Genomic DNA, 12018 nt, shown 5'->3' with positions numbered 1-12018 from the left:
TCGCCATGGCTTGCAAATTTCAATCTTCCACATCAGCTTTTGGAACGCTGGACCTTCACCTTGTCCCAAACCTTCTGGTCCAGCTCCACGATGGACTCCTCCACCCAGCCTTCCAGGATTTCATTGAACGCCTGGCGCTTCTGGTTGTCTTCCGCGGATGTCCTGATTTGTGCCAACTGGTCTTCAGCGCTCTTCACGCCCTCCGCTGTGGCGGGGATCACCTCGTTCAGCTTCAGGATATGGTAACCATAGGTCGTCTCCACCAGTCCCCTGATTTCCCCCAACTGCATGCTGTAGGCAGCCTGTTCGAACTCTGGAACCATCTCCGACCTTCCGAAGGTCAATTCCCCATCCGACTCCAAGGAGGCCGTGTCCTGGGAATACTCCTGCACCAATGCGGCGAAGTCCTCTCCCGCCTTGGCCTTGGCAAGGACCTCTTCCGCCTTGGCTTTGGCTTCTGCGGCCTCGGCCTCCCCCAGGGGATTGAAGGAATCGTCCACCGTCTTGATCAGGATGTGCTGGGCCCTGACCGTCCGGTTGTAGTTCTCCGCTCCATCCTCCAGGATGCCTTGGTAGGTTGTGTCCATAGCCAGCGTATCTTCCACCAGATCCTGGTCGATCTCCAAGTCCTTTGTCGCCTCCTGGTACACCTTGTTGCTGAGGAATTCGGACAGGAACATCTTCTTGACAAGGTCCAATGTGATCTGGTTGTCCTTTATGAATGCGGCATCCATGCTCTCGAAATACTGCTTCGCTTCCGCATCGATGGAAGTCTGTTCCTCCGCCGTGGGTGCCAGGTCCATTTCCTGGGCCTTCACCACAAGGATGTTGCTTCTGATGACCGTATCCTTGATGCCTTCCAGCGTTGCCTGCTCCAAGGTTTTTCCCTCTTCCACTTCCATGTCCCAGATGTCCGGACCGAAAGTCTGCTCGTACATGCCCTCCACCTGCCGCAGATAGAAGTCCACTTCGTTCTTCATTATTTCCGTGCCGTCGATGCGCATGACCACCTCATCCGCGCCTTTTCCCGCGCAGCCCGACAAGGCAGCCAGCATCAACACCAGTGTCAGTCCCAGTGCAATTGTTCTTTTCATCCTTTTCTCCTTCAATCTTTCCAAATTTGGTTTCCCACAATTTCCGAACCTAACCATTGTAATCCATTTCCTAAAATAAATCAAGGGGTCGGGCTTTGCCCCATGGGCTATTCCAGCACCCGACCCCTTGATTCATTTGGCCACGCCTTCAACCAGTCTCTTTGTCTCCTGCCGGGACTTTCCCGCCTTTTCCAGCACCACCACTTCCAGCCCTTGGGACTCGCTGGCGATGCTCCGGGCGATGCTCTTTCCCAACATGGTGTGGAGGAACCCCTTGCCGGTCTGTCCCAGCACCAGTTGGGTCACCTCCAGCTTCTGGATGCTCTCCATGATCGTCTTCGGCACATCTTCTCCGCTCTCGAAATGCACCTGGCCTCCCCGGCTTTTCGCATATTCGAAAAGTGCCTCCAGCAGCTCTACCGCTTCCGCATGTTCGAAAATGCTCTTTCCCTGTTCCACATGCAATATATGTAATTCGCCATCGTTCCTTCTGGCAATATCCGCACCTTTTTCAATCAATCTCTTGGAATTTTCCTGAATGGTGATGCATACCAAAACCCTCTCCTGCGGTTGTGCTAGATCCGACTGTTCCATTTGCTCCATCCTTCTCCCTCCCTTGCCGTCATGGACTTGCGTTCATCCCCATTATAGCATCGGCCGGATGTGTTGGCCACAGATTGTACATTTTTTAATGGAATTATAACCTGGCCTTTGTGTCTTTACACCAACTGGAGAAAAGGAAAGGCATGCCCGATGCTGCTGCATTCGGCCATGCCCTTGTCGCTTACTTGACCATCTTGTTGTGGTACTCCACCATCTCGATCCTGGCCAGCGCCCTGGTCAGGGACATCTTGGCCACCGTGATGTTGGCTCCGGGTTTCTCCCCCTGCTTCTTCAGGGCTTCCTCCGCGATTTCCTTGGCCTTTTTGGCCCGTTCCAAATCGATTTCCTCCGGCCACTCGGCGGCATCCGTCAGGATGGTCACCTTGTCCGGCCTGATTTCCGCAAATCCCTGGTGGATGACCCCGTACTGGTTGTTGCGGCCGCTGAAGATGGTGATGATGCCGCTGCGCAGGGAAGTCGTCAGGGGGATGTGGTCTTTCAGGACCGCCACATCCCCTGTGGACGTCCTGAAGATGACCCGTTCCACCGATTCATCATAAAAGATCTCTTCCGGTGTGATCACCTGCAATTGAAATTTGTTTTCCGCCATATGATCACCCACTAACTTCTGCTGATGACATCGTCAATGGTTCCCGCCATCAAGAACGCACTCTCAGGCACATGGTCCAGATTTCCTTCCAATATTTCCCTAAAGCCTCGGATGGTTTCCTGCAGAGGCACATAGCGCCCCTCCATTCCAGTGAAGTTCTCCGCAACGAAGAAGGGCTGGGACAGGAAGCGCTGCACCCGACGGGCTCTGGATACCACCATCTTGTCTTCCTCAGACAGCTCGTCCATGCCCAGGATGGCGATGATGTCCTTCAATTCATTGTATCGCTGAAGGATTTCCTGCACTCCCCTGGCCACTTCGTAATGCTCCTCACCGACAATCAGGGGATCCAGGATCCTGGAAGAGGAGTCCAAGGGATCCACTGCCGGATAGATGCCCAATTCCACGATGGAACGGGACAACACGGTAGTGGCGTCCAAGTGGGCGAAGGTGGTGGCAGGCGCCGGGTCGGTCAAGTCATCCGCAGGCACGTAGACCGCCTGTACGGATGTGATGGAGCCTTTCTTCGTGGAAGTGATCCTCTCCTGCAGGTTCCCCATCTCGGTAGCCAGCGTTGGCTGGTATCCCACCGCGGAAGGGATCCTTCCCAGCAGTGCGGACACTTCGGAGCCGGCCTGGGTGAAACGGAAAATGTTGTCGATGAAGAGCAGAACGTCCCGGCCGCCTTCGTCGCGGAAATACTCCGCCATTGTAAGTCCGGTCAGCGCCACGCGCATCCTGGCTCCCGGGGGTTCGTTCATCTGTCCGAACACCATGGTTGTCTTAGCCAGAACACCGGATTCCTCCATCTCGTGGTAGAGGTCGTTCCCTTCCCTGGTCCGCTCGCCTACACCGGTGAAGACGGAGTACCCTCCGTGCTCGGTGGCGATGTTGCGGATCAGTTCCTGGATCAAAACGGTCTTGCCCACACCCGCACCACCGAACAGGCCGATCTTTCCGCCCTTCTGGTAAGGACACAGGAGGTCGACGACCTTGATGCCGGTCTCCAGGATTTCGGTGGTGGTCGCCTGGTCCTCGAATTTGGGGGCGGTCCTATGGATGCTCCACTTGTCTTTCGTTACCGGAGCCGGCTTTTGGTCGATCACGTCTCCGGTCACATTGAAAATTCGTCCCAGCGTCTGTTCCCCTACGGGAACCGTGATGGGGGCCCCGGTGTCCACAGCCTCGATCCCACGGGTCAATCCGTCGGTCGGTCCCATGGCGATGCAGCGCACCGTATCGTCCCCCAGATGCTGGGCGACTTCTACGGTCAAATTGTCACCGATGCGGACGGCATTGTACAAGGCCGGAAGGTTGCCGGTCTCGAACTGGATATCCATGACCGCGCCGATGATCTGGGTTACCTTTCCTATCTTAGAATCTGCCATATTGTTTTTTAGCTCCTTTACTTGAGTGCTTCCGCACCGCCTACGATTTCAGAAAGCTCCTGGGTAATCGTGGCCTGCCGTGCCCTGTTGTAATCCAACGTCAGATCATCGATCATATCGGAAGCGTTGTTTGTGGCCGAGTCCATGGCCGTCATCCTCGCTCCATGCTCGCTAGCGATGGATTCCTTCAAAGCTCCGTACAGGACGCTTTTCACATATTTGGGAATCACCATCTCCAGAACCGCTTCGGGAGATGGGTCATAATTCATGGGTTCCGTGGGGTCCTGCTTGGTCTTGCCTTCCAGGAGGTCGGTCCGGAGCCCCTCAACCCCCAAAGGCAGGATCTGCAGAAGCTTCGGTTCCTGGCTGATGGAGGAATTGAAAGCCGTATAGGCCACATGGACCTGGTCCACCTCCTGTTGCAGGAACAGTTCCAGGATTTCATCCCCCAGTTCGGAAATGGGGCCGTATTCCGGAGCCTCCATGATCCCGTGCAACTCCTTGTATATTGAAAATCCGCTTCTGTTCAGCAAATCCCTGCCCTTCTTTCCGATGGCGGCCACTTTGGCCTGGGACGGATTTTCCTCCTGCTGCAGAACCAGCTTCACCACATTGCCGTTGTACCCTCCGGCCAACCCCCGGTTGGAGGTGATGACCACATACAGGGTCTTCCCATCGTTCCTCTCTTCCAGGAGTGGATGGTGCAATCCGGAACTTTGGGCCAAAATGGACGCAACCGTCTCTTTGGTCACCTTGAAGTACGGCCGGGCGCTGTCCGCTTCCTGCTTGGCCTTTTGCAGCTTTGCAGTCGCCACAAGCTTCATCGCCTTGGTTATCTGCTGGGTGCTTTGAATGCTGATTTTTCTGCGCTTTATTTCTCTCATGGATGCCATGGCTGCATCACACCTCTTTATCCTTTTTGGTGAATTCCTCTACGAACCCTCCCAATATACCGGCGATTTTCTGGTCCAATTCCTCCGTTAGGCCGTCTTTTCCAACGACTCCCTGGAGGACTTCCGGATATTTCATGTCCATATGCTCCAGCAGCTCCGTTTCAAACCTGGAAATCTGGTCGACCGGAATGTCCATGAGGAATTTCCGGGTGGCCGCATAGAGCATGATGACTTGATTGGCCACCGCCATGGGGCGGTACTGGGGCTGCTTGAGGATTTCGATGATCCTCTCCCCTTGTGCCAGACGCATCCTGGTTTCCTTGTCCAGGTCGGAACCGAACTGGGCGAAAGCCGCCAATTCGCGGTACTGGGCCAACTCCACACGCACCGGTCCCGCAATCTTCTTCATGGACTTGATCTGGGCCGCTCCGCCCACACGGGATACGGAAAGTCCCGGGTTGATGGCCGGACGCACACCCGCGTTGAAAAGCTCCGTTTCAAGATAGATCTGGCCGTCCGTGATGGAAATCACGTTGGTGGGGATATAGGCGGAAACGTCACCCGCCTGTGTCTCGATGATGGGAAGGGCCGTGAGGCTGCCGCCGCCCAATTCATCCGAAAGTTTGGCCGCGCGTTCCAGGAGCCTGGAATGGAGATAGAATACATCCCCAGGGTAGGCTTCCCTTCCTGGCGGCCTGCGGAGCAGGAGGGACATGGCCCTGTAGGCTACCGCATGCTTGGAAAGGTCGTCATAGATGACCAGGACATCCTTCCCCTCCTCCATCCACTCTTCTCCGATGGCGCAGCCTGAATAGGGCGCCAGATACTGGAGGGGTGCGGAATCGGAAGCTGTGGCCACCACCACGGTGGTGTAATCCATGGCTCCGTACTCTTCCAAGGTCTTCACGATCTGGGCGACCGTGGAAGCCTTCTGTCCAATGGCCACATAGATGCAGTTCATGTTCTGGCCTTTTTGGTTGATGATCGTATCCAGGGCAATGGCCGTCTTTCCGGTCTGCCTGTCGCCGATGATCAGCTCACGCTGCCCTCTTCCGATGGGCACCATGGAATCGATGGCCTTGATTCCCGTCTGCACCGGCGTATCCACCGATTTTCTGGTGATGACCCCGGGGGCCACCCTTTCCACTTTCCGGTGCTTTTTAGTTACAATGGGACCTTTGCCGTCAATGGCCTGTCCCAAGGCGTTGACTACCCGGCCGACGAGCTCGTTCCCGACGGGGACCTCTACAACCCGGCCCGTCGCCTTCACCATGTCGCCTTCCACCACATTGGTGTCCGCGCCCATGATGACGGCGCCCACATTTCCCTCTTCCAGGTTCAGCACCATGCCGTACACATCGCCCGGGAATTCAAGCAGCTCTCCCGCCATGGCCTTCTCCAGGCCATGGATCCGTGCAATTCCGTCCGCCACCTGGATCACCGTTCCCACATCCGCCACTTCCATGTCGGTCTTGTATTTTTTTATCTGTTCCTTAATTACGGAACTTATCTCTTCCGGTCTCAAATTCATGGCAAGGCCACACCACCTTTCTTTCAATCATCCCAACTGGGCGCTCGGTTGCTTTCAACGCACCCTTTCGAACTCCGCCAGTTCCGGATCCTGCAGGACCCGGGACATGCTGTGCAGCTGGCTTCGCACGCTTGTATCCATGACACGGTCACCAATACGGATTACCATGCCCCCTAGAATTTCCTTGTCTACGATATTGACGATCTCGATCGTTTTGCCTGTGGAGCGGGTCAGTTTTTCCTTCAGCACCTTCAGTTCCCCGCCACCGAGCTCTTCCGCGGTAGTCACCTGGACCGTCCTGATCCCAGTGTCCTCTTTGATGCTCTCCTGGACGTGTTCCAGGATTTCCGGCAGGTTCTGCTGTCTGGACTGTTGCAGCACAATCACCAGCAACCCCATCAGTTTCTTGCTCAATTCCTCCTGGAAAATGGACTCCATCATGGACACCTTCTCTCCGATGGAAATGTTGGGATGGTTCAGGACGACAACCAAGTCCTTCTCCGTCTCCAGGAGCTGCTGCAGATGGGAAACCTCCTTGTACAATGCATTCAAGGTGCCTTCTTCTTTGGCAAGCGCAAACAAGGCACCGCCGTATCTTTTGGCGATCATCTCAACCATTCGACTTCCTCGATTTCATCCAGCGTATTCTTGAAGAGCTTTGCTTTCGTATCCTCATCGATGGACACTGCAACGAATTTGCTTGCCATAACGGTCGCAACATCGATGATTTCTCTTCGGATATCGTCTGCAAACTGGGCTTTTTCCCTTTCGATATCCAACCGGGCCCTCTGCAACATCCGGTCTGCCTCTTCCCTGGCGGCTTTCATCATTTCATCGTCCCTTGCCATGGACTTCTTCCTGGCCTGTGCGAGGACTTCATCCGCTTCCTGGTTGATCTTTTTCAACCTTGTCTCATATTCTTCCTGCACGGACCTTGCTTCTTCGGTCTCTTTCGCTATGCGGTCGTACTCTCCGGCAATTTCCTCACGGCGTTTGGTCAAAATGTTCCTTACTGGATTGAACAACAGTCTTGCCAGCACGTAGAACAGGATCAACACCGTAACCATATGCAGGGCCATCTGTACCAGCAACTGGCCGTCGAAGGCAAGGATCCTGGCTTCCAGGAACATCTGGCTAGCGAAAAGTCCGCTGGCCGCGCTACTTGCAGCTATCACGGTTTCTCTCCTCCTTTCACAATGGGTTGGGAGCCATTACTGCCCGATCAGGTCCATGTATCTTGTGATCAAAGGATTTGCAAACAACAGGATGATCGCCACAATCAGACCGTAGATACCGGTCGTCTCGGCGACCGCAGCTCCCAGCAGCATGGTACGCACCACATCCGCCTGTGCTTCCGGCTGCCTGCCAACCGCTTCCGCACCTTTACCTGCCGCATATCCCTGGCCGATACCAGGTCCGATTCCGGCGATCATGGCAAGGCCCGCTCCGATTGCTGAACATGCTAAAATCAACGCTTTTCCATCAATTTGTTCCATAGAAAGATCCTCCTTAAATCCGGTTGAGTGTTTTTTTTTCGTATCCTAAGCCCAGACATTGACAAACAATAGAATCAGGGCGATGATGAGGGCGTAAATTCCTGTGGTCTGCGCCACAGCCTGTCCCAAAAGCATGGTCCTGACGACGGAGCTTTGCAGCTTGGGGCGTTTTCCCACCGCTTCCGCGGCTTTACCTGCCGCATAACCCTGTCCGATGGCCGGTCCCATACCCGCTATCATGGCAAGGCCCGCTCCCAGCGCGCTGGCGCCCAGCACGATGAACGCGCCTTCCCTTGTCACCAGCGGATTGGCGAATAGCATGACGATCGCCACCACCAGCGAGAAAATGCCCGACGTTTCCGCAACCGCGGCTCCCAGCAGCATCACCAAGGTCGCCGGCTTGCCGCCATGTTCCCGGTTGTTGCCTACGGCTTCCGTCGCCTTGCCGGCGGCGAATCCCTGGCCTACGCCCGGTCCGATGCCGGCGATCATGGCAAGACCCGCACCTATTGCGGACATGCCCAGGATCAACGCCTTCCCTGTCAATTCATCCATAGAAGTTCCTCCTTTTCCTTGCTTCCTTCAAAAAATTGCACTTCCTAATCCATCGCACTGGATACGAAGGTCATGCTCAGCATGACGAAAATGAAGCTTTGCAGCACGCCTGCAAAAATGTCGAAATAGCCGTGCAGGACTACCGGGATGCCCACCAGGGCCGGCCACGGCAGATTGTAGTAGAGGCCCATGATGATGGTACCCCCCAAGATGTTGCCGAACAGACGGAAACTCAACGAAACCGGATTGGCCAGCTCGCCTATGATGTTCAAAGGCGTCAGCAGGACCATGGGCTCCGTCATGTCCTTCATCCATTTGAACACCCCTTTGCTCTTGATCCCGAAACCCTGGGTCATGAAAAAGGTGATCAACGCCAAGGCGAAGGTAACCGCCACGTCCGCCGTCGGAGGACGCATGAAGTTGACCGGCAGGGGGAACTCCGGATTCCAGTTGGGCCCCAGGAACAATCCCGACAGGTTGCTCAACAGGATGTAGATGAAGAGCCCCGCGTAAAACGATGAAAATTTCCTGCCGTGCTTTCCCATGGTAGACTCGGAAAAGTTGTCCAGGGTGTCCACCAGAAGCTCCACCACGTTCTGGATGCCCGTGGGAACCTTTTCGGGGTCACGCATCTTGCTTCTGACAAACAGGGCCAGAAGGATCAGTATCCCGGCAATGATCCAGGAATTGACCATGGATTCGGTGATCCAGATTTCCAAACCACCGATCTGCAGCACCTTGGCCACATGAATCGAAAAATCCATACACTATCCATCTCCTTTCTCTAAAACTGTCAAAGGCTAAAAATCAGAATTCTCCTCGTCCTCCTCCTCCCAAACCTGGAACTTCACGGAACCATCTTTGGGGGAAAGCCGCATCCGCATGGCCTGCCAATATGCCGCTCCCTTCAGGGAAAGCAAACCGACGGCCACGCCTGCCACATGGATTCCGGGCTCCAGAGCGGCAACGACCAGTAGGAGAAGGGTCAGCAGGTAGCGCAGGAAATACTGGGCCCGGACATAATTCCTGGCACCCACCGGATGCTTCCGCACCGCCTTCTGGAAAGTGGACCCCATCATCCAGATCTTCCCTATGGTGAACGCGACGCCCAACAGAAGCCCCAGGACAAAGGCTTGGGGCGACCGGACCAAAAAGATGCCCGGCAGGCCGACAGCCGCGGTGATGGCCAGGGCTTTCAGCGAAAGGGAGACTTCAGTCCTCTTTTTTCTTGTCATTACCGGTCTCCTTTTTCCGTGCCAAATCCTGTTTGTTCATCAGGACATACAAGTTCCTGAACGCGGCGCCAACTCCCAGTACGGTAAAAATCCCAAGAAAAAGCACACCCGTCCCGAATTTCCTGTCCAGAAACGCTCCGAACAGGATGCTGCCGATGATGGGTGTTGCCATCAGAAATCCTACCTGGCTCAAAAGCCCGAGATACTGCAAGGTCTTGCCGTTCCATTTCCCCATATGCCCTCCAGGGTGTTGTTTACCACTGCTTCACCACTGCATTATACAATGATTATGTACGGATGTCCATACACTGCTTGTGAATAGATTAACTATTTTGCATCAAAATGCAACTTTCTTCCCTCTTCCATATGGGTCCGGATGATCTGGGCAATCCGAATGGAAGCCTTCCCGTCCCCATAGGGATTGGCGGCTGTGGCCATACTGCTGTACGCCAGCGGATCCGTCAACAGCTCCTCCGTCAGGGCATAGACCCGCTCCTCTTCCGTTCCCGCCAGCTTCAAGGTTCCTGCCTCCACCCCCTCCGGTCGTTCCGTCACGTTCCGCAACACCAGAACCGGCTTCCCCAGGGAGGGGACCTCTTCCTGGAGGCCCCCGGAATCTGTCAGGACCAGGTGGCACCGAGCCATCAGGTTGTGCATGTCCTTCAATTCCAAAGGCTCCAGCAGCAGGATCCTGTCATGCCCTCCCAGGTGTTTCCTTGCCGTCTCCTGGACCAGGGGATTCAAATGCACCGCGTAGACCACCACCACATCCTCATGGGCCTCCACAATCCTACGGACGGCCCTGCAGATGTTTTCCAGCGGTTCACCGATGTTTTCCCTTCTGTGGGCGGTCATGACAATGACTTTTTTATGACGGTAGTCCACTCCGTTCAGCGCTTCCACCGTGAAACGGTAGTGGGGGTCCACTGTGGACTGGAGCGCGTCGATGACCGTATTCCCTGTGACGAAAATCTGGTTCTCCGGAACCCCCTCCAGCAGAAGATGCCTTTTAGCGGTTTCCGTAGGGGCGAAATGGAAATCCGCCATCACACCGGTCATCTTCCGGTTCATTTCCTCCGGAAACGGCTGGTACTTGTCATAGGTCCGCAGTCCCGCCTCCACATGCCCCACCGGAATCTGCTGGTAAAAGGCGGCCAGTGATCCGGCAAAAGTGGTGGTGGTGTCGCCATGGACCAGAACCAGGTCCGGACCCACCTCCTTCAGCACATCCTCCAGTCCCTGCAGGGCCCGGATGGTGATTCCGGTCAACGTCTGTCCCTGTTGCATGATGTCCAGGTCATGGTCCGGCTGGATGTCGAAAACCTCCAGCACCTGGTCCAGCATCTCACGATGCTGGGCTGTGACACAGACAAGGCTCTCCAAACCTTCCGCAGCCGCAACCGCTTTGACCACCGGCCCCATCTTGATGGCCTCCGGCCGTGTTCCAAAAATGCTCAGCACCTTGATTCCCATATCGCTACCTCCCGTCCTATTCTCCCCTTGCTTCCGTTCACTTTCTCCGCATCCTGGAGACCAGAAGGTCCAGGAACCAGATCGCCAGCATCAGGATGACCACCAATACGGCAAACAGCAGGTCTCCCATCGCCACCAGGATTCCCGCGATGCCGAAGCCGGCACTGACACCATACAGGGTCAGGACCGCCCTTCGGTGGCTCATCCCCTTGTCCACCAGGCGGTGGTGCAGGTGTCCCCGGTCTCCCTGGGAAATGGGTCTTTTGTTTGCGACCCTCCGGGCTATGGCGAAAAAGGTGTCGAAGATGGGCAACCCAAGAACTACTGCTGCAATAACCACCGTAATGGCCGTATATGTCTTCAAAAGTCCCTGGATGGAAATCACCGCCAGGGTGAATCCGAGGAATGTGGATCCCGTATCCCCCATGAAAATGGTGGCCGGGTTGAAATTGTGGGGCAGGAATCCGATGCAGGATCCTGCCAGGGTCGCCGTCAGCAGTATGCCGATTCCCGCCACTGCCGGTTCCCCGAACAGGATGGAAATGACCATCAGGCTCAGGGATGCGATGGAGGCAACCCCTGCGGCCAGACCATCCAGTCCATCGATCAGGTTGACCGCATTGGTCACACCGATGATCCAGATGACGGTTATGAACTTCCCGATATTCCCCAGATGGACAATCCCTCCGGGCACGAAAGGAACCGAGACCAAATCAAAGGCCGTCCCCGTAAAGATGACGATCAACGCCGCAAGCACCTGGAAAAAAACACGGATCCTGGGGGACAAGTCATAGATGTCGTCCAGCAGCCCAACCGTAGTGATGATGGTGGCTCCCGCAATGAGGCCGACCAGCTGCTTCAGGTCGTAATTTCCGATGAATGGCAGCAGCACCAGCACGGTGACGATGAAACCGAAGTAGATTGCCGTGCCACCACCCAAGGGCATTGTCTTGGAGTGCATTCCTCTAGCCTTTGGCTCATCGATGGCCCCCACTTTGTAGGCGATGAGCTTGCTGACCGGCGTCATCAATGCCGTTATGGAAAAAGCCATGAGAAAGGCCCCGATATATACCCATGGCGCCTGGATTCCTTTTATAATTTCCACTGCAAAAATCCTCCTGTCGGGGAGATCCTCTCCCG

At 55.4% G+C, this 12018-nt stretch carries 15 protein-coding genes; all 15 read right to left on the bottom strand.

Annotation, left to right across the window (positions count from 1 at the left end):
* Positions 1-32: 32 nt before the first annotated feature.
* The 15 genes from GXN74_RS03050 to GXN74_RS02980 all read right to left on the bottom strand — a co-directional run bounded on the left by GXN74_RS03050 (position 33) and on the right by GXN74_RS02980 (position 11983).
* Positions 33-1094, bottom strand: coding sequence for a peptidylprolyl isomerase (locus tag GXN74_RS03050; RefSeq protein ID WP_162369447.1), 1062 nt, complete (start codon positions 1092-1094; stop codon positions 33-35).
* Positions 1095-1226: 132 nt separating this feature from the next.
* On the bottom strand, positions 1227-1697 hold the full coding sequence (locus tag GXN74_RS03045) for a universal stress protein (protein WP_162369446.1): 471 nt from the start codon (positions 1695-1697) through the stop codon (positions 1227-1229).
* Positions 1698-1878: 181 nt separating this feature from the next.
* On the bottom strand, positions 1879-2307 hold the full coding sequence (gene atpC, locus GXN74_RS03040) for an ATP synthase F1 subunit epsilon (RefSeq protein WP_162369445.1): 429 nt from the start codon (positions 2305-2307) through the stop codon (positions 1879-1881).
* Positions 2308-2318: 11 nt separating this feature from the next.
* Positions 2319-3695 (bottom strand): F0F1 ATP synthase subunit beta, encoded by a 1377-nt coding sequence (gene atpD, locus GXN74_RS03035; RefSeq protein WP_162369444.1) that lies wholly within the window; start codon positions 3693-3695, stop codon positions 2319-2321.
* Positions 3696-3712: 17 nt separating this feature from the next.
* Positions 3713-4588 (bottom strand): ATP synthase F1 subunit gamma, encoded by an 876-nt coding sequence (gene atpG / locus GXN74_RS03030; protein WP_162369443.1) that lies wholly within the window; start codon positions 4586-4588, stop codon positions 3713-3715.
* A gap of 7 nt (positions 4589-4595) precedes the next feature.
* Positions 4596-6119, bottom strand: a complete 1524-nt coding sequence (gene atpA / locus GXN74_RS03025; protein ID WP_162369442.1) for a F0F1 ATP synthase subunit alpha — start codon at positions 6117-6119, stop codon at positions 4596-4598.
* Between the two features lie 54 nt (positions 6120-6173).
* Complete coding sequence (gene atpH, locus GXN74_RS03020; protein ID WP_162369441.1) at positions 6174-6737, bottom strand: ATP synthase F1 subunit delta; 564 nt, start codon at positions 6735-6737, stop codon at positions 6174-6176.
* Positions 6725-7294 (bottom strand): F0F1 ATP synthase subunit B, encoded by a 570-nt coding sequence (gene atpF / locus GXN74_RS03015; RefSeq protein WP_162369440.1) that lies wholly within the window; start codon positions 7292-7294, stop codon positions 6725-6727. Before atpF ends, atpH begins: the two co-directional genes overlap by 13 nt.
* Before the next feature lie 36 nt (positions 7295-7330).
* Entirely contained in the window at positions 7331-7615 is a 285-nt protein-coding gene (atpE, locus tag GXN74_RS03010; protein WP_162369439.1) for an ATP synthase F0 subunit C, read from the bottom strand.
* Positions 7616-7660: 45 nt separating this feature from the next.
* Positions 7661-8170 carry an ATP synthase F0 subunit C gene (gene atpE / locus GXN74_RS03005; protein ID WP_162369438.1) on the bottom strand — a complete coding sequence of 170 codons (510 nt, stop codon included), beginning with the start codon at positions 8168-8170 and terminating at the stop codon, positions 7661-7663.
* Between the two features lie 44 nt (positions 8171-8214).
* Complete coding sequence (atpB, locus tag GXN74_RS03000; protein WP_162369437.1) at positions 8215-8934, bottom strand: F0F1 ATP synthase subunit A; 720 nt, start codon at positions 8932-8934, stop codon at positions 8215-8217.
* A gap of 36 nt (positions 8935-8970) precedes the next feature.
* On the bottom strand, positions 8971-9405 hold the full coding sequence (locus tag GXN74_RS02995; RefSeq protein WP_162369436.1) for an ATP synthase subunit I: 435 nt from the start codon (positions 9403-9405) through the stop codon (positions 8971-8973).
* Positions 9383-9640, bottom strand: a complete 258-nt coding sequence (locus tag GXN74_RS02990; RefSeq protein WP_162369435.1) for an AtpZ/AtpI family protein — start codon at positions 9638-9640, stop codon at positions 9383-9385. The genes GXN74_RS02995 and GXN74_RS02990 overlap by 23 nt, the downstream gene beginning before the upstream one ends.
* Before the next feature lie 92 nt (positions 9641-9732).
* Complete coding sequence (wecB, locus tag GXN74_RS02985) at positions 9733-10878, bottom strand: non-hydrolyzing UDP-N-acetylglucosamine 2-epimerase (protein ID WP_162369434.1); 1146 nt, start codon at positions 10876-10878, stop codon at positions 9733-9735.
* Between the two features lie 37 nt (positions 10879-10915).
* Entirely contained in the window at positions 10916-11983 is a 1068-nt protein-coding gene (locus tag GXN74_RS02980) for an MraY family glycosyltransferase (protein WP_343032785.1), read from the bottom strand.
* Between the last annotated feature and the right edge of the window lie 35 nt (positions 11984-12018).

It is taken from the genome of Anaerotalea alkaliphila, assembly GCF_010179735.1.
GTDB lineage: Bacteria > Bacillota > Clostridia > Lachnospirales > Vallitaleaceae > Anaerotalea > Anaerotalea alkaliphila.
Note: the sequence above shows the minus strand (reverse complement) of the source record. Positions and strands in the feature narration are given on the sequence as shown.